We start from the raw sequence: 25,437 nt of genomic DNA, 5'->3' as shown, positions 1-25,437 counted from the left end.
AGGAGCCCCGAGAGCTGTCCTCTTGCGCAGAACCGAGTGATACCTGGGCGCCCACTGCGGGGGCAGCCACGGCCGCTTTGCGGTCGCGCCAGCTCTGCATCAGGCAGAGTTGGTTCGATGTGGTGTGCCTTTATGGTACAGGCAGCTCCGCTACTACGCCCTGTGATTCCGCTGACAAATCGTGCCTTTGCTTGCGATTAAGTGGAACTTCACCCTCCGTGGACCATGGGATAAGGGCAAAGCCCTTCATAATCCATCGAAAATGGCCGAATTTGAGCGCCGTTCAATGTCGTACGGGCACCCCGACCCCCTCGAAACGAGGCGCCGCGCCACCCCCGCCCGGGTCACCCGCCGGGGCGGTGCCGGCGCCGGAGTCCGGCGCGGCGGCGCGCCCCCTGCCCCGATCCGTGCCCCCCGTGCCCCGATCCGTGCCCAGGCCTGTGCCCGTGCCCCGCTCGGCGTCCGGCCCCGTGGCCGGTTCCGTTCCCCGTCCCCAGCCATCCGGCCAGCTTGCCGCCCCGGGCGACCGCCCGCAGCCGCGCCTCCGCCGCGTCCCGCACCGGGTCCGTGGCCACGACCAGCAGCTCGTCCCCGCGCCGCAGCACCGTCGACGGCAGCGGCACGAAGCTCTCGGAGTCCCGGACCACGAGCGTCACCGAGGCGCCCGGCGGCAGCCGCAGCTCGCTCACCTCGACGCCGTGCATCCGCGAGGCCGCAGGGATGGAGAAGGACAGCAGGTGCCCGCGCAGCTTCTCCAGCGGGGCGGACTCGATGCCCAGGTCGGCGGCCGTCTCGTCGCCGGCGCCGATGTTCAGCTTCCGCGCCACCCAGGGCAGGGTCGGCCCCTGGACCAGCGTGTAGACGACGACCAGCACGAAGACGATGTTGAAGACGCGGTCGCTGCCCTCGATGCCCGTCACCAGTGGGATCGTCGCCAGGATGATGGGGACGGCGCCGCGCAGGCCCGCCCACGACATCAGGGCCTTCTCCTGCCAGGGCAGCCCGAACGGCAGCAGGCTCGCGAACACCGACAGCGGCCGCGCCACCATCGTCAGCACCAGGCCGATGACCACCGCCGGCCAGAAGTCCCCGGCCAGCTCGTGCGGCGTGACGAGCAGCCCGAGCAGGACGAACATGCCGATCTGGGCGATCCAGCCGAGCCCGTCCGCGAACCCGCGCGTGGCCGGCCAGTGCGGCAGCTTCGCGTTCCCCAGCACCACGGCCGCCAGGTACACGGCGAGGAAGCCCGAGCCGTGCGCCATCGCCCCGGCCGCGTACGCGGACACCGCGATCGCCATGACGGCGATCGGGTACAGGCCCGAGGCGGGCAGCGCCACGTGCCGCAGCCCGTACGCGCCGAGGAAGCCGACGGCGAGGCCGATCGCCGCGCCGATGGCCAGCTCCAGCGCGATCTCGCCGACCAGGACGTACCAGGCGTGGACGGGCTCCGCCGCCGACAGCGCGACGACCAGGATGACGACGGGCGCGTCGTTGAAACCGGACTCCGCTTCCAGCACGCCCGTGATCCGGGAGGGCAGCGGAACCTTCCGCAGCACCGAGAAGACGGCCGCCGCGTCGGTCGAGGAGACGACCGCGCCGATCAGCAGGGCCTGCCGCCACTCCAGCCCGACCAGGTAGTGCGCCCCCGCCGCCGTCACGCCCACGCTCACCGCGACGCCGGCCAGCGACAGCATGGCCGCCGCCGGCAGCGCCGGTCCCATCTGCTTCCACTTCGTGCCGAGACCGCCCTCGGCGAGGATCACGACGAGGGCCGCGTATCCGATGACCTGGGTCAGCTCGGCATTGTCGAAGGCGATGTTGCCTATGCCGTCCTGCCCCATGGCGATGCCGATGCCGAGGTAGATGAGCAGGCTGGGAAGGCCGCTGCGCGAGGAGAGGCGCACCGCCGCCACGGCGACGAGCAGCACGAGCGAGCAGGCGAGCAGGAGTGCATTGAGCGTGTGGACGGTCAGCGGGCGGCCCTCCCTCAACGCGCCTGGCGGATCGTTCCTCCGGGCGACCGGCGGTGATGCAGTTCGTTACCTTACCTAATCTTTGACGCATCCTTTACGCGATACCCACATTGTGAAACGCCTGTTCGGGCCTGTCCTGAGGACCCTCGACCCCTGCCGGATCAACGGACCCGGTCCTGCGCCTATGGTTGCTCTCAGCATTCCCAGGACCACCCTGCCCCTCGAAGGACAGCGATGCCCGCCAACGAAACCGCCCCTTCCGCCAAGAAGAAGGGACGACGCGCCCGTCTGATCGTGCTCGTTCTGGTCCTGGGGCTCCTCGCGGGCTTCGGGTACGGGACGTACTGGAGCGCCGACACCATCCGCGCCTCGTTCCCGCAGACGAGCGGCACCCTCTCGGTGCCCGGCCTCACCGGCACCGTCGAGGTCAAGCGCGACTCCCACGGGATCCCGCAGCTCTACGCCGACAACGACGACGACCTCTTCCGCGCGCAGGGCTTCGTCCACGCCCAGGACCGCTTCTGGGAGATGGACGTCCGCCGCCACATGACCTCCGGCCGGCTCTCCGAGATGTTCGGCCCCGGCCAGGTCGAGACGGACGCGTTCCTGCGCACCCTCGGCTGGCGCCGCGTCGCGCAGGCCGAGTACGACACCAAGCTCTCGCCCGACACGAAGAAGTACCTGCAGGCCTACGCCGACGGGGTCAACGCCTACCTCAAGGGCAAGTCCGGCAAGGACCTCTCCGTCGAGCACGCCGCCCTGAAGCTCAGCGACGACTACCGGCCCGAGCAGTGGACGCCCGTCGACTCGGTGGCCTGGCTGAAGGCCATGGCCTGGGACCTGCGCGCCAACATGCAGGACGAGATCGACCGCGCGCTGCTGGCGAACAAGCTCACCCCGCAGCAGATCGAGGAGCTGTACCCGCCCTACCCCTTCGACCGGAACAAGGCGATCGTCGAGGGCGGCCGGATCGAGGGCGGCAAGTACACCCCCCAGGGCAGCGGCACGGGCTCCGGCTCCGCGGGCGGCTCCGGCAGCGGCTCGGGCTCCGGCGGCTCCCGCTCGCAGTCGACGCCCGCCTCCCCCGTCTCGACCCGCCCGGCCCCGGCCGCGGACGGCTTCGCCGAGACCGCCGGCGCCCCGGGCGCGAGCGCGGGCCTGCGCACCCGCCTGACCGCGCTGGCGAAGACCCTGGACGAGATTCCGGCGATCCTCGGCCCGAACGGCAGCGGCATCGGCTCGAACTCCTGGGTCGTCGCCGGCAAGTACACGACCACCGGCAAGCCGCTGCTCGCGAACGACCCGCACCTCTCCCCGCAGCTGCCGTCCGTCTGGTACCAGATGGGCCTCCACTGCCGCGCCGTCTCGGCGAAGTGCCAGTACGACGTCTCCGGCTACACCTTCTCCGGCATGCCGGGCGTGGTGATCGGCCACAACAAGGACATCGCCTGGGGCATGACGAACCTGGGCGCCGACGTCACCGACCTGTACCTGGAGCAGGTCAAGCCCGAGGGCTACGTCTACGACAACAAGGTCGTCCCCTTCGAGACCCGCGAGGAGGAGATCCGGATCGCGGGCGCGAAGAGCAAGAAGATCACCGTCCGCACCACCAACAACGGACCGCTGATCTCCGACCGCAGCGACGAGCTCGACACCGTCGGCGCCCGCGCCCCCGTCGCCGGCGCCGCCCCCGACCGCGGCAACGGCTACGCCGTCGCCCTGCGCTGGACCGCGCTGGACCCGGGCAAGTCGATGGACGCCGTCTTCAAGCTCAACCGCGCCACGGACTTCGCGTCCTTCCGCGAGGCCGCCCGCGACTTCGAGGTGCCCTCCCAGAACCTGATCTACGCCGACAGCAAGGGCCGCGAGGGCAACATCGGCTACCAGGCCCCGGGCCGCATCCCGGTCCGCGGCGCCCACGACGGCCGGACCCCCGCCCCCGGCTGGGACTCCAAGTACGCCTGGAAGGGCGGCAAGGACGGCAACGGGGGCTACATCCCGCAGGACGAGATGCCCTACGACCAGAACCCGGCCCGCGGCTACATCGTCACCGCCAACCAGGCCGTCGTCGAGAGCGGCTCCGGCGCGGGCAAGTACCCGTACGCCCTGACGTCGGACTGGGGCTACGGCGCCCGCAGCCAGCGGATCAACGACCTCATCGAGGCGAAGATCAAGGACAACGGCAAGATCTCGACCGACGACATGCGGGCCATGCAGATGGACAACGGCAGCGAGATCGCCGCGCTGCTGACCCCGATGCTGTCGAAGATCGAGATCAACGACCCGGACGTCCGCGCCGCGCAGAAGCTCCTCGACGGCTGGAACTACACACAGGAGCCGGACTCGGCGGCCGCGGCCTACTTCAACGCCGTCTGGCGCAACATCCTCAAACTGGCCTTCGCCGACAAGATGCCGAAGGAGCTGCGCATCGAGGGCAGCTGCCTGAACGTCCACGACACCAGCAGCGGCCCCGCCGACGACCTCGCAGAGGTGGTCCGCGAATGCGGCGCCCGCGACGCCGACTCGGCGCAGCCCGACGGCGGCGACCGCTGGTTCGAGGTGGTCCGCCGGCTCGTCAAGGACGAGAAGTCGAGCTGGTGGCAGTCGCCGGCCGTCCGCAACAAGCCCGCGGCGACCACCCGCGACCAGCTCTTCGCCCGCGCCATGGTCGACGCCCGCTGGGAGCTGACCGCCAAGCTCGGCAAGGACCAGTCCACCTGGAGCTGGGGCCGCCTGCACCAGCTGACCCTGAAGAACCAGACCATCGGCACCGAGGGCCCCGGCTTCATGAAGTGGCTCCTCAACCGCGGCCCCTGGAACCTCGGCGGCGGCGAGGCCACCGTCAACGCGACCGGCTGGAACGCCTCCGGCGGGTACGGGGTCACCTGGGTCCCGTCGATGCGCATGGTCGTGAACCTCCACGACCTGGACAAATCCCGCTGGATCAACCTCACCGGCGCCTCGGGCCACGCCTACCACGGCAACTACACGGACCAGACGACCCTCTGGGCCAAGGGCGAGCTGCTCGACTGGCCCTTCGGCAAGGAGGCCGTGGACCGCGCGACCGTGGAGACGCTCACGCTGAAGCCGTGAACCTGACCACCCCCGAGGGGGTGGCCACCGCCTGGACGGGGTGGTCGTGCGGTTCCTCCGGGACCCGCGCGACCACCTCGTCGTCGTAGAGGAGCACCACCAGCGCCGGATGGGCCCCCGCCCGCTCCAGGCGCGCCAGCACCCGGTCGTACGAGCCCCCGCCGCGCCCGAGGCGCATGCCGCGGCGGTCCACCGCGAGGCCCGGCAGCAGCACCGCGTCGGCCCCGGTGACGGCCTCCGGGCCGAGCCGCGGACCGACCGGCTCCAGCAGCGCCATGAAGCCCGGCCGGGCGCTCTCGGCGAGGGAGCCGGGGCCCTCGTACACCGCCCAGTCCAGGTCGTTGTCGGGCAGCAGGACGGGCAGCAGCACCCGCTTCCCGGCCGCGCGCAGCGCGTCGAGGAGGTCCCGGGTGCCCGGCTCGCTGCCGATCGAGACGTACGCCGCCACGGTGCGGGCGCCGGCCAGCTCGGGCAGGGCGAGGGCGGAGCGGGACAGGGCGCGCGCCGCCCTGGCCAGGGCCTCGGCGGGCAGGGCGCGGCGGGCGGCCAGCAGGGTGCGGCGCAGCAGCGCCTTTTCGGACGGGTTCGACGCGTTCGGCGGGTTCTCTACCACGGCGGTCTCAGTTATCCCTTCAAATCGGCCCAGACCATGACGTATTTGCCGGAATCCAAGCTGGGGCCACGGCATCACCCACTATGGTTCTGCCCATGACTCAGTTGCACCCCGTGATCAAAAAGGCAGTCATCCCTGCCGCGGGCCTCGGCACCCGCTTCCTTCCGGCGACGAAGGCGACGCCCAAGGAAATGCTCCCGGTCGTGGACAAGCCGGCCATCCAGTACGTCGTCGAAGAGGCCGTCTCGGCCGGCCTGGACGACGTGCTCATGATCACAGGACGTAACAAGCGCGCCCTCGAAGACCACTTCGACCGCAACTACGAGCTGGAGTCCGCCCTCACCGCCAAGGGCGACGACGACCGGCTGAAGAAGGTGCAGGAGTCCAGCGACCTGGCGACGATGCACTACGTCCGCCAGGGCGACCCCCGCGGCCTCGGCCACGCCGTCCTGTGCGCCGAGCCGCACGTCGGCAACGAGCCCTTCGCCGTCCTCCTCGGCGACGACCTGATCGACCCCCGTGACCCGCTGCTGCGCCAGATGGCCGAGGTCCACGCGCGCACCGGCGGCACCGTCGTCGCCCTCATGGAGGTCGACCCCGCCAGCGTCCACCTGTACGGATGCGCGGCCGTCGAGCCGACCGGCGAGGCGGACGTCGTCCGCGTCACCGGCCTCGTCGAGAAGCCGGACCCCGCCGAGGCGCCCAGCAACTACGCCGTCATCGGACGCTATGTCCTCAACCCCGCGATCTTCGACATACTGCGGGAGACCGAGCCGGGCCGCGGCGGGGAGATCCAGCTCACCGACGGCCTGCAGAAGCTGGCCGCCGACGAGAGCATCGGCGGCCCGGTGCACGGCGTGGTCTTCCGGGGCCGCCGCTACGACACCGGGGACCGCGGCGACTACCTGCGGGCCATCGTCCGCCTCGCGTGCGAGCGCGAGGACCTGGGCCCCGAGTTCCGCACCTGGCTTCACCGTTACGTCACGGAGGAGATGTAGCACCTTGAGCAGCCCTGACGCGTCGCAGCAGGACACCGGCAGCAGCCGGCTGTGGTCGGTGGACGAGCACCTCGCTGACATCCTCGCGGCCGTCAGGCCGCTGGAGCCGATCGAGCTCCGCCTGCTCGACGCACAGGGCTGCGTCCTCGTCGAGGACGTCACCGTGCCCGTCGCGCTCCCGCCCTTCGACAACAGCTCGATGGACGGGTACGCGGTCCGCACCGCCGACGTGCAGGGCGCCAGCGAGGAGTTCCCCGCGGTCCTCACCGTCATCGGGGACGTGGCGGCCGGCAGCGGCGAGCTCCCGGCCGTCGGTCCCGGCCAGGCCGCCCGGATCATGACCGGGGCCCCGCTGCCGCCCGGCGCCGAGGCCGTCGTCCCCGTCGAGTGGACCGACGGCGGCACGGGCGCCGGGGCCGCCGCGGCGATGGCCCCGGCGAGCGCCGCCCCCGAGGGGGCGGGCGGCGAGGTGCGGGTGCACCGGCCGGCGCAGGCGCGGGCGCACGTCCGCGCGCGCGGCAGCGACGTCCGCGCCGGCGACCTCGCCCTGGCCGCCGGCACCGTCCTCGGGCCGCCGCAGATCGCCCTGCTGGCCGCCATCGGGCGGGGCACCGTACGGGTGCGGCCGCGGCCCCGCGTGGTCGTCATGTCCACCGGCAGCGAACTCGTCCAGCCGGGCGAGGCCCTGACCTCCGGGGCGATCTACGACTCCAACAGCTTCGCGCTCGCCGCCGCCGCCCGGGACGCCGGCGCCATCGCCTACCGCGTCGGGGCCGTCGCCGACGACGCCGAGAGCCTGAAGGCGGCCATCGAGGACCAGCTGGTCCGCGCCGACCTCCTGGTCACCACCGGAGGCGTCAGCGTCGGCGCGTACGACGTCGTCAAGGAGGCGCTGTCCTCGGCCGGCGCGGCCGACGGCGGGCCGGACGCCGGGCGGATGGAGTTCCGGAAGATCGCCATGCAGCCGGGCAAGCCCCAGGGCTTCGGCACGATCGGCCCCGACCACACCCCGCTGCTTGCCCTCCCCGGCAACCCCGTGTCCTCGTACGTCTCCTTCGAGCTCTTCGTCCGGCCCGCCATCCGCACCCTGATGGGCCTTCCGGACGTCAGCCGGCCCGTGGTGCGGGCCCGGCTGGAGGCCGACAAGGCCCTCACCTCCCCGGCCGGACGCCGCCAGTTCCTGCGCGGCGCGCACCGCCCCGAGACCGGCACCGTCAGCCCGGTCGGCGGCTCCGGGTCGCACCTGATCGCCGCGCTGGCCCACGCCGACGCGCTGATGGTCGTACCGGAGGACGTCACCTCCGTCGAGCCGGGCGCCGAGCTCGACGTGGTCCTGCTCGGCTGACGCCCGCGGGCCCCGCACCCGCGCCCCGGGGCGGCCGCGCGGCGGCGGGTGCGGGTAGCGTGTTGCACCACACAGGCCCCCTCGGGGCCCGGGAGCGGGAGCGGCACGGACCCATGAACACGCAGGACAGGCTGACGCACATCGACGAGGCCGGAGCGGCCCGGATGGTGGACGTCTCGGAGAAGGACGTCACGACGCGGACGGCGCGCGCCAGCGGGCGCGTGCTCGTCTCCCCGCAGGTGGTCGGGCTGCTGCGCGGGGAGGGCGTACCGAAGGGCGACGCCCTCGCCACCGCGCGGATCGCCGGGATCATGGGGGCGAAGAAGACGCCCGACCTGATCCCGCTCTGCCACCCGCTGGCCGTCTCGGGCGTCAAGGTCGAGCTGTCCGTCGCCGACGACGCCGTCGAGATCCTCGCGACGGTGAAGACGGCGGACCGGACGGGAGTGGAGATGGAGGCGCTGACGGCCGTCGCGGTCGCCGGGCTGACCGTCGTCGACATGGTGAAGGCGGTCGACAAGGGCGCCGTCATCACCGACGTCCGCGTCGAGGAGAAGACGGGCGGCAAGTCGGGCGACTGGAGGCGCGCGTGAACGCCCCGCGCGGCGGCGACGCGTACAGCCACAGCCACGCCGGGGGTGCCGGTGCGGATGCGGATGCGGGCGGCGGTGAGGCCGTGCCGGCCCCGCAGGCCGCAGCCCCGCGCGGGCTCGTCGTGACGGCCTCCAACCGGGCCTCCGCCGGCGTGTACGCGGACAAGGGCGGCCCGCTGCTGGCCGAGGGGCTGACGGCGCTCGGCTTCGCGGTCGACGGCCCGCGGGTCGTCCCGGACGGGGACCCCGTCGAGCAGGCGCTGCGCGAGGGCGTCGCCGCCGGGTACGACGTCATCCTCACCACCGGCGGCACCGGCATCTCGCCGACCGACCGCACGCCGGACGCGACCGCCCGCGTACTGGACTACGAGGTGCCCGGCATCCCGCAGGCGATCCGCGCCGAGGGCATGGCCAAGGTGCCGACGGCGGCCCTCTCGCGCGGACTGGCGGGCGTCGCCGGCCGCACCCTGATCGTGAACCTGCCGGGCTCGACGGGCGGCGTGCGCGACGGCCTCGCCGTCCTCGCCCGCATCCTCCCGCACGCCGTGGACCAGCTCCGCGGCGGCGACCACCCCCGGCCGGCGGGGAGCCCGAGCTGAACGGCCCCACTTGGCCGGTGGTGCTGGCCGACGGCGGCGTCACGCTGCGGCCGATACGGCAGCGCGACCACAGCGCCTGGCGCGAGGTCAACCGGCGCAACCGCGAATGGCTGCGGCCCTGGGAGGCGACGATCCCGCCGCCCGCGCCGTGGGGGCCGGTCGTCGAGCGCCCCACGTACCGGCAGATGGTCCGCCACCTGCGGGCCGAGGCGAACGCGGGGCGGATGCTCCCCTTCGTCGTCGAGTACGAGGGCCGGCTCGTCGGGCAGCTGACGGTCGCCGGGATCACCTGGGGCTCCATGTGCGCCGGCCACGTCGGCTACTGGGTGGACCGCGAGGTCGCCGGGCGGGGCGTCATGCCCACGGCGGTCGCCCTGGCCGTGGACCACTGCTTCCGCAGGGTCGGCCTGCACCGCATCGAGGTGTGCATCCGCCCCGAGAACGGGCCGAGCCGGCGCGTGGTCGAGAAGCTCGGCTTCCGGGAGGAGGGGCTGCGCCCCCGCTACCTGCACATCGACGGCGCATGGCGCGACCACCTGGTGTACGCGCTCACGGCGGAGGAGATCCCGGAGGGACTCCTGGCGCGCTGGCACCGCACGCGGGGGCAGCGGAACGGGACGGGAACGGGGCCAGGCCCGGCGGCTTCGTAAACAGGTTCCGCCCCACCCGGATTGATAATTCGAATATCCGTTCGGATTATCCACCTCTCGGAACCGGTTCACCCATATCCTGATCCGAAGAGTCACAAAAAAAGTCGGTGATATCAGCCAGTTCGTGCGACACACCGGTCCAATTGGCGGATCCGCCCGCCCGCCTCCCTCTACCGTGGGGGGTGTGAGCAGCAGCGGCCTCATCTACGCAGTCATCGTGGGGGCCTGGGCCGCCTACTTGGTGCCCATGTGGCTCCGGAGGCAGGACGAGCTGAACGAGGCCCGTCCGACGGAACGCTTCTCCACCGCCATTCGGCTGCTTTCCGGCCGGGCGGGAATGGAGCGCCGTTACGCCAAGGGGCTGCGTGAACGCGGTGCCCAGGAGGCGGAGCCCCAGTACCACGCGGATCCGGACGCCGCGACGGAAACGGTGAATTCCGTGGACGCCGACGCCCGGGCCGTCGGCGTGCCCCCGACCAGGACCGAGCCGCGGTCGGCCGTGGCCGAGCGGCACCGGCGCGAACAGCGCCTCCAGGTGCTCGCCCGCCGCCGCCGCACCACCGCGCTGCTCTTCCTGGTCTTCACCCTCGGCGCGATCGTCGCCGCCGTCGGCGGCGTCGCCTACCTCTGGGCGCCGGCCGGGCCGGCGATCCTGCTCAGCGTGTACATCGCGTACCTCCGCGCCCAGGAGCGCCGGCGCTACGAGTTCACAATGGACCGGCGGCGCGCCGAAGCCGCGGCCCGGCAGCTGCGCGAGAGCCGCCAGCGCCGCCGCGAACCCGAGGAGCCCCCCGGCGCCGACCCTCTCGCCGAGCCCGCACCGCCCGTCTCCCCGCAGGAGGCGGGCCGTCGCGCGCTCGTCGAGCAGACCGACCACGCCGAGTGGGTGGACCAGCAGCGCGAGCGGGAGCGCGGGCCGGCCCGCGGCGAGAGCTGGGAGCCCGTCCCCGTGCCGCTGCCGACGTACGTGACGGCCCCCGTCGCCCCCCGCGCCACCGGCCCGGCCGCCCCGGACGCGTGGAGCGCGGCCCGCTCCAGCACCGCCGAGCCGACGGACCCGCGCCTGCGCGCCCAGCCGGCCGCACCCAAGCCCGAGCCGGCCGCCCCCCAGCCCCCGCGCCCCCGCGGCCGCACCCCCCTGTTCGACCAGTACGAAAGCGACGACCGCCCCCGCGCAGCCAACGAATGACACCCGCAGCACCGCCTCCGGGAACGGATTTTGGTGCTGCGACGCGGGGGTGCTAATGTTTCACACGTCGCAAGGGCCTGTGGCGCAGTCTGGTAGCGCACCTCGTTCGCATCGAGGGGGTCTGGGGTTCAAATCCCCACAGGTCCACAAACGACTGTTCTTGAGTAGCTCTCAAGGACGTTGACGAGATCCCGTCCGATCGAAAGATCGGGCGGGATCTTCGTCGTTTCGGGGGTCGTTCGATGCCTGTTCGGGGTGATGGATGCCGGCGTATCGGGTCTGGCGGGTTGCTGGGCAGACGCCTGGCCGTTGCCAGGGCATGCGAACCGGCCCCGGTCGCCCGGGGCTGGTGGTCGTGATGTGTGGCTGTGTCGCAGCTCGATCAGAGATTGGCCGGCGGATGTCGCCCTTTGTCGAGTGGCGTGGGGACGTGCGGCCGGTCGCGATCTGGCGGAGCCGGAATGGAGTCGAAGTCGGCGTCGGAGAGTCGGCTGCCAGTGCGCTCGTAGAGCCAGGTTTCCAGGATGTCCAGGTTCCCGACGGCCACCATGATCGCGATCAGGATCGTCTGGGCAACCTGGCCGGGTGCTCGGCGGTGCATGGGGTTGCCGATGTCCATGTAGGTGCCCTTGAGGCGACCGTTGAGGCCCTCGTTGTGGGAGCGGATCGGCTTGTAGATCCGGTCCCAGGCGGGGCTGAGGTAGTGGCTGTCCTGTCGGAACTTTGCGATCCTCAGGTCTCCGGCCGCGTCGGCGGGGACGCTGATCGCGGATGCCCCACAGACAGCCGGCAGAGCATCCTTGCCGGGAGGGTCCGTCCACTCCCTGTCAGGAAGCTGGATGGTGGGGCGAGCCGAGGTATGGCTGGCGCGGGAGCGGCGATCCGCCAGCTTGATCACGCTCTGAGGCGGGCCAGAGGCGGTCGGTCGTGCAGGACGGAGGCGTTCTCGGCGTGGACAGTTCACCGAAGGGGACGGGCCGGCCGCCGGGCACTGGAGACGCGTGGTTCCTCGGGCGTCGGCGTTCTGCTTGAGCTTGAGGAAGTAGGGCAGCCGCTCGGCGACCACCGGCTTCACTTCATCGAGCCGTCGGCGGAAGGCCTTGTCGTCCATGCCGTGAGTGGCCTGAGCCAGGGCGTTGGGGATGTGCGGGCAAGCGAGGGAGCCGTCGATCAGTACAGCTCCCTGCCAGCTGCCCTGGATGCCACGGTCGGCCGCCTTGTAGTCCAGGGCGAGGCGGTAGCCGAGTCGGCGTACGGGGATCTGGAATTTCTCCGGCGAGCAGCCGGTGTAGGCGCGATCTGCGGCACAGGTACCTGTCGGCAATCGAAGCTCGGCGAGGTGCTTCAGCACGGTGACCGCGTTCTCGCCCGTACGGACGGTCGGAGTGTCCAGGCCGAGGCCGAGGCAGAGCTGCGGGTAGGAGGGCGCCCGGCGGCCCTTCGCGGCCCCCTCGCCGGAGCGGGAATGGGCGGCGACGAGCAGGCTCGCGCTGTAGCCAAAGGTGCCCTTGTCGGAGCCGCCGCTGAAGTGCCAGCCAGCGGTGATCTCGACGGAGGCCGTGCCCGAGCGGTCGCTGTCAGGGTTGGCCAGAACCGGGATCGAGGTGGCGTCCACTCCCACGTCACCGGCCCAGTGCCGCAGGTATCCGCGTTGCTGTGCCAGCCGGACCGGGGCCAGTACGAGATCGTTCGCCAGTCGTTGGAGCCGGTTCGCGGCGGCGCGGCCGGCAGCCTCATCCCAGACAGCGGAGTGGATGTCAGCCTCCGCTTGGGTGAGGCGCCGGCGCCGGTCGCAGCGTGCCGGGTCGAGCATGGTGGTGATCCGGTCCAGTCCTCGGTAGAGACGACGACTGGCAGCTATGCACGCGCGTGCCGTGGACGGCGGCATCTCGGGGATGCCGAGCCAGGCACGAGCTGTGGGTTGGAGGCGGAAGTGCAGGATCCGCCAGGCGTCGGAGACTGTGGCTCGGCCCGTGTAGTACACGGCGAGCATCAGGCCGGCCAGTACGGTCCTAGGCTGCACGCCTGGTGGCCCGGGGCGACCTCGCAGCATGTCCTCCAACTGTTGGGGCAGACCAGAGCGGTCGAGGACGGTCAGCAGCTGGCCGACCTTGGAGTCGGGGATCTCGGTGAGCCGTCCAGGCCGCAGACGTGGCCGCGCATGGCGGGCGGCCAGCTGGTCGGCTTCAGGCCGCGCCCTCACGAGCGGCGGCCGCGCAGCAATCGGATCACCTCCGCCCTGGGTAGTGGGGGCACCCAGTGGTGGTAGCCCGCCAAACCGGCAGGGGAGGCCATGCCCGCGGCGGAAGCGACCGCCTCCGGACTGATGCCCTCGGAAAGCCGGCCGACGATCCATGTCGACCGCAACCGCCGAGCGGAGAGCGGCGGCAGACCCGCATGGGGCCGATGGCGGGCAGGCCAGGACGAGACGAGGTTCTTGGCTGCCGCGACCTTCCGTCCCGGCCTGAAGAGAAATCCGTTTGCGGAGCTCTCTGCCAGCTCGGCCAGAGTGCCTTCCCAATCGGAGTGGCACGCCACGAGCCGGCCGAGGAGCTTCTCCTTAAGCACTGCGACCCCACCAGAGGTCACGCGAACGTGACTGCCTCGCATGGGAGGGACCTCGCCCGGCGTCAGGCCACACCCGGCTCCGAGCGCCATGAGCGCGAGGCCGTCGAGTCGAGCCTGGTCCGGCAGATGATTCGCCCAATCCCGCAGGCGAGCCAACTCCCCGGCGCCATAAGGCGGCTGAGGCGTACGGGGCGAGGAAAGCCGAGCCGGAGGGGCCTCCCCGCGCTGGACCCACACCAGAGCTTCCCGTGCCCGCCGCAGCCAGGTCCGGTAGGTCAGCACCGTCGAGTCCTTCGCCGCAACGCAGCCCGACAGGATGAAGGCGTCGATCGTCTCGGTCCGCAGCCAGGTTCCCGGGTCGCGCGGCAACCCGCGTCGGTCCGCCCAGACCGCGATCCGGCCGATCACGTGCAGCAGGTGCTCCGCCGCGTAGCAGGTGGCCGGAGCTGTCGCCGTCACGGTGGCTCTCACCAGCTCTGCGACCGGCGCCCACTGCCGATACGGCAGCCGGGGCCGGTAGTCACGGATCTTGCTGGAGACCTCCGAACTCAGTGTCACAGACCAACAGAACCGGCTGGACAAGCAGCCAGTGAAGACGTCGAAGGCGATCTTCACGGAAAGGAGTGCATCGACATGGTCGGAGGTTTGGCCCGCAAGACCGCGCCGAGAGGCCTTGCCCGCGATCCGGAATCCTGGCCCCACTCCGCCGTCGACGACGTTGCCGCCAGAGTCGTCCAGGCCATCGCCCGCGCGCTCGCGCTCGCCCTGGAGCGCGAGAAGCGAAGCCTGCGGCAGGTCTCCACCGGATCCGGGGTCAGCCGGCAGGCCATTGCCGACCTGCTCGCCGGCCGATGCTGGCCGGACGTCGTCACCGTTGCCCGCCTGGAAGATTTCCTCGCCGTCCCGCTGTACCCGCGGGACGGAATGCGCAGTACGCATCAAAATCGGCCTTCCCGTCCCCAGGGAAACCCGTCCCAGGGAACGACGAAATAGGCCACGCGCCCCCGAGGCGGGGCGGATTGCTCTAGCCTCGGGGATGCGTGAGCCACTACGAGGGTCCACGTCACTGGTTCCGAAGAGGGTCCAAGCTCAACGGAATCCGTCCCCTTCTCCCCGCAATGGGAGGAGGGGACGTCTCATGTTCGGGGCGGCGGCGTCAGGCGTCCCCTCCCTGCGGTTCCGTGACCCGGCGGGCGGCGAAGGTGCCAATCGGGTGCTCCACGGCACGGTCGTTCTTCACTAGCCGCTTGCAGGTCCGGCGGGTCGTCTCGATGGGCGCCCGCCCTTCGTCGCCCTTGGTCGGGCGCCCGAGGGCCTCTGTGATGTCCTTGACCTTCATCGGCCGTCCGGCGCCCACGAGGATCTGCTCGACCGCCTGCATCAACTGCCCGGACGGCGACCGTGAAGGCCCGCTCTGCCTGGCACGCGTCTCCTCTGGCGGCTTGCTCGGTTCCGACTCGTCGTCGGCGGACGCATCGCCGTCCTCGTCCTCCGCGTCAGCTTCCTGCTGGAAGCTTTGATCGTCCTCGGACGGCGCCGAGCGACCCGCGAGGAGCTCGGCGAGAGCTTCGCTCAGCTGATCGCGAGTGCTCGCGTACTTTGCCGCCTCGACTCGGAGGTCCGCGAGCTCTGCTTCGAGCTCCGAGATCCGCGCCAGCGTCCGATCAGTCTTGCCGGAGTAGATCCCAACAGCCGTCCGCAACCCGGGAGCCGCATCCGGCTCGCCCGCCCCTGTGAAGTCCATCCGCCCCTCCTCGGCGCTCCCGTGCGACAGGACAACGGCAGTCATCGTAGGGAATGCCAGTCGTGCCCGGCAGCCAAATGGCCAATGAAGTCTGGCAGTTGAGGTACAGCGGAGCATGAGCCTGATGTCTGGCACCCCTGACCTGCGTGTCTGCGATGCCAGTCGTAACTCTTAACGTCGTTAAGGGTTATGGCAGATCACGCTCTACTGCGATTCCTGACGCCACGTCTTCGAGGACGAGGTCCGGAAGGACGGCCAGTCCCGGACTCTGAAGATCCACGCTCGGGCTGGCTGCCTTCTCTGCAACGCGAGGCAGCCAGGAGCCCAGGCGGTCCAGCGCAGGTACCAAGCCTTCTCGGTCGTCACGGAGCAGGGCTGCCACGAGCGACACGGCATCGGCACGGGAGCTGCCTGCTGGAGCCGGGAGAGCGGCTGGTCCAGGAGGATCCGCGACGGGCAGGCGAACGGAACGAATCTACGGCTGGTCGCCGAACCAGACCATAGGCTGAAGGCCCTCCACGAATGTCCGGAAGTCTGCCGCGAGCGGCAGTTCTGCGCCGGAGTCGGTGTCGAACCATGTCACCGAAGGTTCCGCCGACTCGTCACAGGCTCGGTAGTCGAGCCCGATCCAGTAGTGGCCGTCACCGGACAACAGCACGACTGGAGACGGCAGTCCCCACTCCTCCACCAGATACGGCGTGTCCAACAGCGACAAGCCGTGCCCGCCGGTGCCGATCCCCATCAACTCGGTGAACGGGATGTGGTCCTCGCTCCACGAGGTTGGCTGAATGGTCGGAAAGGCATCCCGGTCGGCCGTGACACCGCCGCCGTTTTGCACACGCAGGAGGTCGAGCAGCGATTCGGGGAGTCGCAGCCCGAGGACTCGCTCCGCTTCGGTGACGGTCGCCTGGGTCAAGGTGGGCTGGACACCGTAGGTGTGTCCGCTCCAGAAGGACGCCGTGATTTCATCAAACTTCATCGGCTCCTCCGCTCGGGCCGTCGTGGCGAACCAGCTGGTCAAGCTCCTCGGCGGAGTCGGCGGCGAGGCGGTAGATGCCCTGGAGGCTCACCGAGCGGATCAGCCGTCCGTCGTCGACGTACTTGAGCAGGCGCTCGCCACGACGAGATGTGAACGTCAGCCGTTCCAGGAGGTCCCCCGGGACGACCGTGTCGAACGTGAGTGGGGCACCTGGCGGTCCGACGAGCACTTCAGTGACACATCCACCCTTGAGCGGGCGCCAGTCCAGCAACTTCACGTAGTCGTCATCGGGAAGCGTCGAGCCGACGTTCTCGTAGGGAACGATGCGGGCTACCTCCAGCATCCCCAGCACATGGAGGCGGGTGCGGTGGACGCTCACGGGGTAGATGCGGTCGCCAGGCTGCACTCCCGCGCGCTGGAAACTCGGCAGCGACTGGTGCGGCCCGCCGAACAGCATCGTCAGCCGCTGACCGGTATAGCCGGACCGCTCAAGCTCTCGGCACAAGTCGTTGGTCCACAACGTCGTATATGAGTTCGGCACGCCAGCACGGTAGCCGTGCCCTCTGACAGGCACCGTGCCGGGAGCCGATGTCAGTACGTGGTGGCATGCTCGCGGCCATGAACAAGGAGCACTTCTGGACATTGATCGAGAAAGCCCGTGAACACGTACCTGATACCAGGGACGGTTCCGATATCGCCGACCGTGCCTCCGCGTTGCTTGCTCGCCGCCCAGCCCAAGAGATCACCGCGGCGCAGCAGACCCTGTGGGATCTCATGGCCGACTCCTACCAGAACCCGCTGTGGGCCGCCGCCTATGTCGTCAACGGCGGCTGCTCGGACGACGGCTTCGACTACTTCCGCGGCTGGCTGATCGCACAAGGACGTACGACATTCGAGCGTGTCCTTGCAGACCCCGACGCACTTGCCGAACTCCCCCACGTCCGCGCCGCCGCGGCTGAGGGTATCGACCTCGACTGCGAAGACATGCTGAGCATCGCCTGGAACGCACACCAGAAAGCCACCGGCCAGGAACTTCCCGCCGACGCCTTCACCATCCGGTACCCGGACCTGGCCCCTGCCTGGAACTTCAATTTTGACGACCGTGAAGAGATGGCTCGCAGGCTCCCCGCCTTGACCGCGCTGTATTCGTACTGACAGCAGTCGGCAGCATCCCGTGATTCCGACAGAGCCCAGCCTGGACTGCCCCACCGCAACCGCTACTCGAGTCCTATCCGGAAGGCCATCATGAGCTGGGACGTGATCCTCCTTCGCCTGCCCGACGACGTCACCTCGGTGCAGGAGATCCCCGCCGACTACACCCCGGACCCGCTCGGCCGACGACACGACGTACTCGCGGCAGTCACCCAGGCCGTTCCCGACGTTGATCTCTCGGACCCCGCGTGGGGCGAACTTTCCGGCCCCACGTGGTCCATCGAGCTCAACATCGGCTCAGAAGACCCGGTGGACTCCGTCATGCTCCACATCCGGGGCTCCGGCGACGACGTGCTGACGCCTGTCCTCCGTCTCACCGAGGCTCTGCGGTGCAAGGCGCTCGACTGCGCCGAAGGGGACCTGATCACTCCGGCGCAGACGTCGGGCTGGCACGCTTTCCAGCAGTTCCGCGATCGAGTGATGGGACCCTCTCAGTGATACCTCCCGGTCACAGCGCCGGCATCCACCCCATGCACCCCGAAACCCGATTGGACCTTCCGCCCGGCCGGATGGTCACGTCCGATGAGGGCGACGGAGATGTACAACCCCTATGGCTCAGTGACGGGCCGGCCGCGATCGAGCTGTGGACGCGAATGCACGCCGAACACACACGTTCCGGCCTGTGGCCGCTGCTGCTCGACTCGCTGGACCCGAACGACGGCGAATTCCGCCCGTGGGGATCCGGAGAGGTCTTTCCCGAGCAGATGTCCTCCCCGGCGAGCCACGACTCTGCCGGCCTCCTCGCCCGGTGGTGGGATACCTACACAGCGGTCGACGAAGACGACATGCTCGACGCAGGCAGGCGCCTCGCCGTCACGGCTCCCTTCGGGCAGACCTGGCCCGGTCTCGCGCCCAGTCGGGAGACGACAACGAACCCTGATCAACTGGCCGCCGGGTTCGCGCAGGCGTTCCTCGCTGACCGCCCCCAGACGCGTCTGGGGCTCGTCGCCGCAGCATCCGGTGCCGAGGCGCTGACAGCCGCAGGCTGGGCCGGCCCCTGCAACTACGACAACGACACCGCGAAGTTCTCCGCGGTCGTCCGCGACTGGGAGCGCCGGTTCGGCGCCCGTGTCGTCGCGGTCGGGTTCTCCACGCTGCACCTCAGTGTCGCCGCGCCGCCTGCGGGCGAGCACGAGGCTCTCCTGATGGCGGCCGAGCACTTCGCCTTCTGCCCGGACAACATCTGGCAGGGCAGCAGTCCGTACGCACTGCCCGCATACGCCGAGCGGATCACCGACGCCCACCGCTGGGACTTCTGGTGGGACTGATCCTGTCCGCAGAAAACGCTCAACTGGGAACTGGCCTCAGGGGTGCGGTGCCGGAGCCTCAGGCGGCGGACAGTCTGTGCCACCAGTGACTGCAGCCGTTGGAGCAGAAGCGCTCGCGGCGCCGTGCGTCGGCAATCGTGAGCACCGCGATCAGCAGCCTGAACGCCTTGCGGCGTTCGTCGAGAGGTGCGAGACCGGCGATCTTTCCCAGCTGCTCGTCGATCCGGCCTCGTGAGATCAGCACTGCGGGCGTATGCGTCGGGCGCAGCCCGGCACGGCGGATGCTCTCCGGTCCGTCTTCGGGGACTGCGCGCGCCTGGGTGCAGTGGTGAACCAGGAACCGTAGAGTCTGGGCCTGCTCTTCCTGGCCGAGGCCGTCGAACCATTCGATGCCCTCTGATATCGGGCGCAGCCCCTGCGCGAGCTCGTTGAGCAGGATGTCGCGTTCGCTCATGACTGCCTCCCGTGGGACAGGCGGTGCTCCGCCGCGGTGATCAGGATGCCGAGCAGCACCGCCAGATCGGCCGCTCCCTCGGCGTCGTCGGCCCAGCGGGTGGTCTGTAGCGGGTGCACCTGGTCGATCGCCACTCCTTCGCGGGCCAGGACGAAGGCCAGCGCCAGCATCGCCGCGCGGGCGTTGCCGTCTTCGAACGGGTGGAAGAAGAGGATGTCGAGGTAGGTTCGTGCGGCGCGTGAGGGGAGCGGCAGGTCCGGTTGAGTGCTCTCGGACAGGCACTGCTCGAACCACGCCCGCGTGCCCGGTGCGATGCCGTAGCGTTCTCGCCCTCTCTTGGAGAAAGCCGGCACCGTACGGAAGGCGGCCACGCCCTCGCCCAACACGGTCTGCTGCCAGTCGGCCATGAGAGCGAACGTCAACCGATCGCCCCTCTTCGCATCAGTCAGGGCCAGATCGAGGGCTGCCAGGACCCTCGTGGTTCCCTCGGTGTCGCGGCTGCCACGGGTCGCGTTGAAGAAGTCCCGGAAGGCGTCTCGATGCGGTGCTCGATTGCTGCGGTGGACACTGCTCCAACACGGCCATGAGATCTGTGGACGGATGCGCAGCCAGTCGGCGAGGGCGTCCTTCGAGTGGTCGGGGGCGAACGTCATCCGGTCTCGCCCATGGCCCGGGCGAACTTAGAACTCACCGCGTCGACCACCGTGGCGTCCGGCGCGATCCAACTGCCGAAGCGGCCGCCGATCGCACCCTCCGCAATCTCGCTGGCTCGCTCCTCATCGACGCCGTTGTAGGCGAGGAACCAGCCGAGCACCTGCTCACAGTGTCCGTACCAGCCGCTCTCGGCCTGCGTTCGGTCGGCCACCACGGTGACCAGCCGCGTGCAGGCCCGCTCCCAATGCCAGGGATCCGCCGCGGCCCCCGTCGAGTGCGACGGAGGCGCCAGCGCGGCAAAGCGCTCCGCCAGATCCTCCAACCAGTCACGCCACTCAAGCAGGCCGGCGACAACAAGAGAGGCCGTCTCGGCCGCCGTCGTCACGGAATGGGACGTGCAGCACCAAGCGCCGACCACCCCACCATCGGTGTCGCCCTCTCCTACCGACCAGTTCCACCCACACGCCCAGCGGCCGTACCTGTCAACCAGAAACCTGGTGACCGGCTCCAGCGAGCGCAGGCGATCTTCTTCGGCGACCTCGGGGCTGGGCAACAAGACGCTGACAAGATCGGCCAGCGCTTTCGTCGCATCCTCGTCAAGCTCGAACGGATGCCGTGACGGATCCACTTCCGTCCAGGTCAGCGTGTGCGCCCACATCTCAGTCACCACGCCACTCTGCCGTGTGTAGCCGCTGCAACTCCAGCCACTATCGAGCGGACTCCGGCAAGACGAGGCGGTCCTCGCTCAGCTTGCCTCAGGATCAACTGCCGCAGGAAATCCCAAGCGATCCAGAAACGCGTCGAAGAGCTCTTCCACGAAGATCTCGTGAGACCGCAGGACCTTCTCGATCACGGTCGCGTCCGCGCCGTCACCGACCCCTGCAGACCGAGCCCAGGACAGGGCATGGCGGGCGCCGGCAGGTACAGAGGCGTCCAACTCGGCCAGCGGACGGTCCAACATCTCTGCCGCGATGCGGAGATTCAGCCACACGTCCCACTCGTCGCCACCAGGCGCCAGCCCCGACACCAACGCGACGTCACTGTCGTGCACGGACGCCACACAAGCCGGAGCCCCTGTCCACTCGACTACGGCTCGCAGGACGTCCTCGGCCCCGTCGGGCAAGGTCCCGTGGAACTGCCACATCTGCCACCCACCTGGCCGTGGCCACCAAGCGGTTATGCCACCCTCGTCGTCCTCTTGCGCACCGCCGAAGACTGGGGCCTCGATCAGTGGACGCTCACTGCGACCGAAGACCAACTCACCCGAAAACCCCATTGCTGTTCCTCCCCATCATCGTTGCCCGCACGATAGAGGCGACCTCTGACAACGAGGGGCGGTCAGCGGATCTTTACTGTGGCGCAGGTGAACGTCGTCTCCTGTAGCAGCGCGGGAGTGATGGCGACACCGGTCAGGTGTTCTGCCAGAGCGAACGCCGCCTGGTGGGGGAAGTCCGGTTCCGGATCCTCTACGTCGAGATGGAAGCCGATCCGTCGCATGACGTCGAGGAGTTCGTCCGGTGCGGTGCCCCGCCGGCGCTCCGGGAGCATGGGGTCGAAGCACAGCCGCAGCACCTGGTCCTCTGCCCAGAGGAACGTGCCGACGGCGTTGATGTTGCTGAAGTGGGAGATCCAGCTCGTTCCGGCGGAGGCCGGCAGCGCTTGTTCTTCGGTGACCCCGAGGTAGCCGTTGGGCTCGATCAGCAGGGTCCAGGTACCCACAGTCGTCATGGCGACCAGCTGCCGGTTCCCGTCCTCCCGGTCGTACTGGGCGAAGGTTGCGTCGATGACTGCGGCTATGCCCTGCAGGGGTGTCTCCGGTCGTCCTTCGAGCCGGGACATCAGCTCAGCAGGCGGCAGATCCCGCACCAGGGTGAAGCAGTACGCCTCGGCGATGTCGGGAAAGTCGTCCTCGAACCATGTGTAGTCCGCTGCGGTCTTCGTCATGCCGCCCATCCTTGCCCCTGCGTCTGACAGTGGATGGTGCCCGGTCGTCGGCGGGGTGGGAAACGATCTCCGCCGGATTGGGAAGCGATCTTCATGCGCCCTTGAAGTTCCTGGTCAGGCGTACTCGTGAACACCCCACAAACGACAGTCCGCGAGTAGCTCTCGCGAACGTCAGGGAATCCCGCCCGATCGAAAGATCGGGCGGGATTCCGGCGTTTCGGGGTTCGGGTCGGCGGAGCCGCCCCTTGTGGTCGAGCGGTGTGGGGACCTGCCGCCGGTATCGCTCCGCTGCGATTGCGGACGCCACGTCCTCGGGGACGAGGTCCGGAAGGGCGGCCCGCCCCAGAGCGCCCAGCTCCACGTTCGGGCCGGCTGCCCTCTCTGCAACGCGGGGCTGCCGGGACCCCAGTTGATCCAGGGCAGGCACCAAGCCTTCTCGGTCGCTCCTGCCGCCCTCGACGCTCTGGTGCCGGGCTCATCGGCTCCTCGCTGTCGAACCGGGTCGGCAGCAGCCAGTCGGGGACAGAGTCGATGGTGCGTCATTTGTGCGGCTTGGGGAGGGACTTCGGTGGTTTGGGCTTCGGAGTGGTCACTCGTCGCGAGGGTGTTCGCGCGGTGTGTTGTGGGCGGGGTGGTGTTTGCAAACGGGTTGAGGGATGGGGGCGGGGGGTTCGTGGGCTGGGCCAGGGTGGGCTGGCTTTGATGTTCGCGTGCTTGCGTTCGCATAGGGGGAATTGCGTACATGGCCGACTGGCTGGAGAACTTCAACCGGGAGGAAGGCGGGTTCTCCACGATCGACCAGAAGATCACGTGGACCGAGCGCGTCCCCGCGGAAGGGAAGTGACCGATGTACCGGCGCAGGGTGCGGGTGGCGGCAGGCGTGGCGGCGCTCGCCGCCGTGGCCGGGCTGCTCACCGGCTGCGGCTCCGACGCGTTCGAGCGGTGCGTCCCGGAGGCCGCGGACACCGCGGGTGCGGCGCAGCTGGCGGGGACGTTCGACGGTGAGCTGGAGGCGAAGGGCGTCCGCCTGGCGCTGGCCCTCACCCCGGGGACGGCCCAGGGCGGCAGCTTCACCGTGGAGAACTGGCCGACGGGCGACAGCTCCTTCCACGCCCACCTCGGCAAGGCCTTCAGCGGGTCCGGTACCTGGGTGGTGGAGCCGGCGGGCAGCGGCCGGGACCGGACCACGCTCCTCCTGAGCTTCGCCGAGCCGGAGGGCGTCATGCGGGGCGACACCCTCGACAGGCTCTCCATCGGCATCGATGCGAAGCGCACGTTCGTCTACGACGACCCGGACCCGGACGTCTGCCCGGACTTCCGGCTCCGGCTCCGGACGGGATGACCCCGGCCCCGCCCCGGCCGTCGGCCGGGGCGGGGCCGGGGGAGGGCGGGCGTCAGGAGAGGGGCTTGGCCATGCAGCGGCTGGACTCGTACTCCCGGTAGTAGCCGAACTTGGCCGTCATCGCGTACCCCTCCGACAGGTACAGGGCGATCGCCTCGGGCTGCTTGTCGCCGGTCTCCAGCACCATGCGGACGCGGCCGGCGGCGCGGGCGTCGGCCTCCAGCTCTGCGAGGAGGCGGCGGGCAAGGCCCCGGCCGCGGGCGCTCGGGACGACGTACATGCGCTTCAGCTCGGCGTCGCCGTCCGAGTAGCCCTCCGCGTTCTCGTCCTGGCGGCGCCAGCCGCCGCTGGCGACCGGGGTGCCCGCGTCGTACGCCAGGAGGTACAGGCCGTTCGGCGGGGCGAACATCGCCGGGTCCAGGTACGTGGCGTCGCCGTCGCCCTGGTAGCGCTCCTGGTACTCGAGCTGGACCTCGTCGTTGAGTTTCACCGCGTCCGGGTGGTCGTACGGCACGGTGCGGATCTCTATCCCGTGAGACATCCGGACATCGTACGGAACGGTCGGGCTATGGTGCTGGGATGCTGACCGTGACCTCCGTGAACGTGAATGGGATCCGCGCCGCCGCCAAGAAGGGGTTCTCCCCGTGGCTGGCCGGGTCGGACGCCGACGTGGTGTGCCTCCAGGAGGTCCGTGCGGAGGAGGAGCAGATCCCGCTGGAGGTCCGCAAGCCCGAGGGCTGGCACACGGTCTTCGCGCCGGCCGCCGCGAAGGGACGGGCCGGGGTCGCGCTGTACACGCGGCGGGAGCCGGAGCGGGTGCAGGTCGGCTTCGGCAGCACCGAGTTCGACGCGTCCGGGCGCTACCTGGAGGCCGACCTGCCGGGAGTGACCGTCGCGAGCCTGTACCTGCCCTCCGGGGAGGCGGGGACGGAGAAGCAGGACGAGAAGTACCGGTTCATGGAGGCGTTCCTGCCCTACCTGGCCGGACTGAGGGAGCGGGCCGCGGCGGACGGGCGGGAGGTCGTCGTGTGCGGCGACTGGAACATCTGCCACCGCGAGGCCGACCTGAAGAACTGGCGGACCAACCGCAAGAGCGCCGGCTTCCTGCCCGAGGAGCGGGAGTGGCTCGGCAGGGTCTACGCGGAGGCCGGGTACGTGGACGTGGTGCGCGCGCTGCACCCCGACACGGAGGGCCCGTACTCGTGGTGGTCCTACCGCGGCCGGGCCTTCGACAACGACGCCGGGTGGCGCATCGACCTCCAGGTGGCCACGCCCGGACTGGCGGACCGGGCCGTGAAGGCGTGGGTGGAGCGGGCCGAGACGCACCCGGAGCGGTGGTCCGACCACGCGCCGGTGACGGTGGTCTACGGGCTCGGCGCCGTCTGAGCCCGAGGGGGCCCGTCCTCGCCCGCCGGCCCCGCCTCCGCCGGCCCCGCCTCCGCCTGTCCCGTTCCCGCCCGCAGGCGGTCCATCGCCATCGACAGCTCCGCCTCGACCACGCTCTTCGCGAGCGGCCGCAGCCGCACGACCGCCTCGGGGTCGTCCGGCAGGTGCTCCGCGACCAGCCCGGCGAACAGCACGGCCAGGGCGTCCGCGTGCGCGCGCACCCGGCGGCCCGTCTCCAGGACCGCCGCGAGCGGGACGCCCTCGCGGACCAGGGCCGAGGAGACGTCGAGGAGGCGGCGGCTGACGTGGACGATCTCGTCGCCGTCCGTGGCGACGTAGCCGAGGTCGAGGGAGGCCGCCAGGTTCTCCGGGGTGACCTCGCCCTCGAAGTAGTCGGCGAGCGCCTCCGGGGTCAGCCGGACCGGGGTCTCCTCCGACCAGCCGATGCCGAGCAGCTCGCCGAGCTGGCCGACGTCCCGCCCCCGCTCGAACGCGGCCGTCAGCTCGGCGATCCCGCCGAGGGTGTGGCCGCGCTCCAGCAGGGCGGCGATGGTGCGCAGCCGGGCCAGGTGGTGCTCGTCGTACCAGGCGATGCGGCCCTCGCGGCGCGGCGGCGGCAGGAGCCTGCGCTCGCGGTAGAAGCGCAGGGTGCGGACGGGGATGCCGGCGGCCTCGGCCAGTTCCTCCGTACGGTATTCGCGCAACGTCGTCCCCGCTTCCCTCTCTGCCACGGCCGAAGCCTATGGCGTACCCGCAGTAACTTTCCGGGTGCGACCCCTACCCCTCGGTACGGTGCTGCTCTACCCTCCCGATTGTGCCAGTGATTGCTGGCA

At 70.4% G+C, this 25,437-nt stretch carries 26 protein-coding genes and 1 tRNA gene; 13 read left to right on the top strand and 14 right to left on the bottom strand.

What is annotated here, in order from left to right; translation table 11 throughout:
- Positions 1–344 precede the first annotated feature (344 nt).
- Positions 345–1,928, bottom strand: coding sequence for a potassium/proton antiporter (locus tag IE170_RS18375; protein ID WP_229884943.1), 1,584 nt, complete (start codon positions 1,926–1,928; stop codon positions 345–347).
- Between the two features lie 279 nt (positions 1,929–2,207).
- Between IE170_RS18375 and IE170_RS18370 the strand changes: the two genes are divergently transcribed.
- Complete coding sequence (locus IE170_RS18370) at positions 2,208–5,066, top strand: penicillin acylase family protein (protein WP_189810468.1); 2,859 nt, start codon at positions 2,208–2,210, stop codon at positions 5,064–5,066.
- Here the strand turns inward: IE170_RS18370 and IE170_RS18365 are convergent.
- Positions 5,050–5,679, bottom strand: coding sequence for a 5-formyltetrahydrofolate cyclo-ligase (locus IE170_RS18365; RefSeq protein WP_229884925.1), 630 nt, complete (start codon positions 5,677–5,679; stop codon positions 5,050–5,052). The two genes, IE170_RS18370 and IE170_RS18365, sit on opposite strands and share 17 nt — an antisense overlap.
- Before the next feature lie 95 nt (positions 5,680–5,774).
- Here IE170_RS18365 and galU point away from each other — a divergent pair, with 95 nt between their 5' ends.
- The 7 genes from galU to IE170_RS18330 all read left to right on the top strand — a co-directional run bounded on the left by galU (position 5,775) and on the right by IE170_RS18330 (position 11,200).
- On the top strand, positions 5,775–6,677 hold the full coding sequence (gene galU, locus IE170_RS18360) for a UTP--glucose-1-phosphate uridylyltransferase GalU (RefSeq protein ID WP_189810466.1): 903 nt from the start codon (positions 5,775–5,777) through the stop codon (positions 6,675–6,677).
- Positions 6,678–6,681: 4 nt separating this feature from the next.
- A complete protein-coding gene (glp, locus tag IE170_RS18355; RefSeq protein ID WP_223856724.1) occupies positions 6,682–8,022 on the top strand; it encodes a molybdotransferase-like divisome protein Glp in 1,341 nt (446 codons plus the stop codon).
- A 113-nt stretch (positions 8,023–8,135) separates the two neighbouring features.
- Positions 8,136–8,615, top strand: a complete 480-nt coding sequence (moaC, locus tag IE170_RS18350) for a cyclic pyranopterin monophosphate synthase MoaC (protein WP_114057896.1) — start codon at positions 8,136–8,138, stop codon at positions 8,613–8,615.
- A gap of 83 nt (positions 8,616–8,698) precedes the next feature.
- On the top strand, positions 8,699–9,214 hold the full coding sequence (locus tag IE170_RS18345; RefSeq protein WP_189810529.1) for a MogA/MoaB family molybdenum cofactor biosynthesis protein: 516 nt from the start codon (positions 8,699–8,701) through the stop codon (positions 9,212–9,214).
- A gap of 17 nt (positions 9,215–9,231) precedes the next feature.
- Complete coding sequence (locus IE170_RS18340; protein WP_189810465.1) at positions 9,232–9,864, top strand: GNAT family N-acetyltransferase; 633 nt, start codon at positions 9,232–9,234, stop codon at positions 9,862–9,864.
- A gap of 184 nt (positions 9,865–10,048) precedes the next feature.
- Positions 10,049–11,053, top strand: coding sequence for a divisome protein SepX/GlpR (gene sepX, locus IE170_RS18335; RefSeq protein WP_189810464.1), 1,005 nt, complete (start codon positions 10,049–10,051; stop codon positions 11,051–11,053).
- Positions 11,054–11,126: 73 nt separating this feature from the next.
- Positions 11,127–11,200 (top strand) — tRNA-Ala (locus IE170_RS18330).
- Between the two features lie 235 nt (positions 11,201–11,435).
- On the opposite strand, the gene IE170_RS18325 is transcribed toward IE170_RS18330, so the two are convergent.
- The 5 genes from IE170_RS18325 to IE170_RS18305 all read right to left on the bottom strand — a co-directional run bounded on the left by IE170_RS18325 (position 11,436) and on the right by IE170_RS18305 (position 16,885).
- Entirely contained in the window at positions 11,436–13,046 is a 1,611-nt protein-coding gene (locus IE170_RS18325; protein WP_223856725.1) for a hypothetical protein, read from the bottom strand.
- 206 nt (positions 13,047–13,252) lie between these two features.
- A complete protein-coding gene (locus IE170_RS18320; RefSeq protein ID WP_223856726.1) occupies positions 13,253–14,560 on the bottom strand; it encodes a site-specific integrase in 1,308 nt (435 codons plus the stop codon).
- A gap of 217 nt (positions 14,561–14,777) precedes the next feature.
- Entirely contained in the window at positions 14,778–15,365 is a 588-nt protein-coding gene (locus tag IE170_RS18315; protein ID WP_189810463.1) for a hypothetical protein, read from the bottom strand.
- A gap of 475 nt (positions 15,366–15,840) precedes the next feature.
- Positions 15,841–16,344, bottom strand: a complete 504-nt coding sequence (locus tag IE170_RS18310; RefSeq protein WP_189810462.1) for an SMI1/KNR4 family protein — start codon at positions 16,342–16,344, stop codon at positions 15,841–15,843.
- Positions 16,334–16,885: a hypothetical protein gene (locus tag IE170_RS18305; protein WP_229884923.1), complete on the bottom strand. Its 552-nt coding sequence runs from the start codon at positions 16,883–16,885 to the stop codon at positions 16,334–16,336. The genes IE170_RS18310 and IE170_RS18305 overlap by 11 nt, the downstream gene beginning before the upstream one ends.
- A 77-nt stretch (positions 16,886–16,962) precedes the next feature.
- Between IE170_RS18305 and IE170_RS18300 the strand changes: the two genes are divergently transcribed.
- From IE170_RS18300 to IE170_RS18290, 3 genes are all read left to right on the top strand, one after another.
- Entirely contained in the window at positions 16,963–17,499 is a 537-nt protein-coding gene (locus tag IE170_RS18300) for a DUF4240 domain-containing protein (protein ID WP_189810461.1), read from the top strand.
- Positions 17,500–17,589: 90 nt separating this feature from the next.
- The gene (locus IE170_RS18295) at positions 17,590–17,994 is read left to right on the top strand and encodes a hypothetical protein (RefSeq protein WP_189810460.1); all 405 of its coding nucleotides are present in this window, start codon (positions 17,590–17,592) and stop codon (positions 17,992–17,994) included.
- Between the two features lie 155 nt (positions 17,995–18,149).
- Positions 18,150–18,824: a DUF4253 domain-containing protein gene (locus tag IE170_RS18290; RefSeq protein ID WP_223856727.1), complete on the top strand. Its 675-nt coding sequence runs from the start codon at positions 18,150–18,152 to the stop codon at positions 18,822–18,824.
- A 58-nt stretch (positions 18,825–18,882) separates the two neighbouring features.
- On the opposite strand, the gene IE170_RS18285 is transcribed toward IE170_RS18290, so the two are convergent.
- From IE170_RS18285 to IE170_RS18265, 5 genes are all read right to left on the bottom strand, one after another.
- Positions 18,883–19,278 carry a DUF5958 family protein gene (locus IE170_RS18285; protein WP_189810458.1) on the bottom strand — a complete coding sequence of 132 codons (396 nt, stop codon included), beginning with the start codon at positions 19,276–19,278 and terminating at the stop codon, positions 18,883–18,885.
- Positions 19,275–19,931, bottom strand: a complete 657-nt coding sequence (locus IE170_RS18280) for a Fic family protein (RefSeq protein WP_189810457.1) — start codon at positions 19,929–19,931, stop codon at positions 19,275–19,277. Before IE170_RS18280 ends, IE170_RS18285 begins: the two co-directional genes overlap by 4 nt.
- A complete protein-coding gene (locus tag IE170_RS18275; RefSeq protein ID WP_223856750.1) occupies positions 19,928–20,590 on the bottom strand; it encodes a hypothetical protein in 663 nt (220 codons plus the stop codon). Before IE170_RS18275 ends, IE170_RS18280 begins: the two co-directional genes overlap by 4 nt.
- An 87-nt stretch (positions 20,591–20,677) precedes the next feature.
- Entirely contained in the window at positions 20,678–20,983 is a 306-nt protein-coding gene (locus IE170_RS32690; protein WP_223856728.1) for a hypothetical protein, read from the bottom strand.
- A gap of 287 nt (positions 20,984–21,270) precedes the next feature.
- Positions 21,271–21,876 (bottom strand): DUF6461 domain-containing protein, encoded by a 606-nt coding sequence (locus IE170_RS18265; protein ID WP_223856729.1) that lies wholly within the window; start codon positions 21,874–21,876, stop codon positions 21,271–21,273.
- 847 nt (positions 21,877–22,723) lie between these two features.
- Here IE170_RS18265 and IE170_RS18260 point away from each other — a divergent pair.
- Positions 22,724–23,218, top strand: a complete 495-nt coding sequence (locus IE170_RS18260; RefSeq protein WP_189810454.1) for a hypothetical protein — start codon at positions 22,724–22,726, stop codon at positions 23,216–23,218.
- Between the two features lie 52 nt (positions 23,219–23,270).
- Here the strand turns inward: IE170_RS18260 and IE170_RS18255 are convergent, their stop codons facing one another.
- Positions 23,271–23,759 (bottom strand): GNAT family N-acetyltransferase, encoded by a 489-nt coding sequence (locus IE170_RS18255; RefSeq protein WP_189810453.1) that lies wholly within the window; start codon positions 23,757–23,759, stop codon positions 23,271–23,273.
- Positions 23,760–23,797: 38 nt separating this feature from the next.
- Here IE170_RS18255 and IE170_RS18250 point away from each other — a divergent pair, with 38 nt between their 5' ends.
- Complete coding sequence (locus tag IE170_RS18250; protein ID WP_189810452.1) at positions 23,798–24,604, top strand: exodeoxyribonuclease III; 807 nt, start codon at positions 23,798–23,800, stop codon at positions 24,602–24,604.
- Here the strand turns inward: IE170_RS18250 and IE170_RS18245 are convergent.
- Positions 24,583–25,335 carry a MerR family transcriptional regulator gene (locus tag IE170_RS18245; RefSeq protein WP_189810451.1) on the bottom strand — a complete coding sequence of 251 codons (753 nt, stop codon included), beginning with the start codon at positions 25,333–25,335 and terminating at the stop codon, positions 24,583–24,585. The genes IE170_RS18250 and IE170_RS18245 overlap by 22 nt on opposite strands.
- Positions 25,336–25,437: the final 102 nt, after the last annotated feature.

The sequence above is a fragment of the Streptomyces toxytricini genome (genome assembly GCF_014649915.1).
GTDB classification, from domain to species: Bacteria; Actinomycetota; Actinomycetes; order Streptomycetales; family Streptomycetaceae; genus Streptomyces; species Streptomyces toxytricini.
Note: the sequence above shows the minus strand (reverse complement) of the source record. Positions and strands in the feature narration are given on the sequence as shown.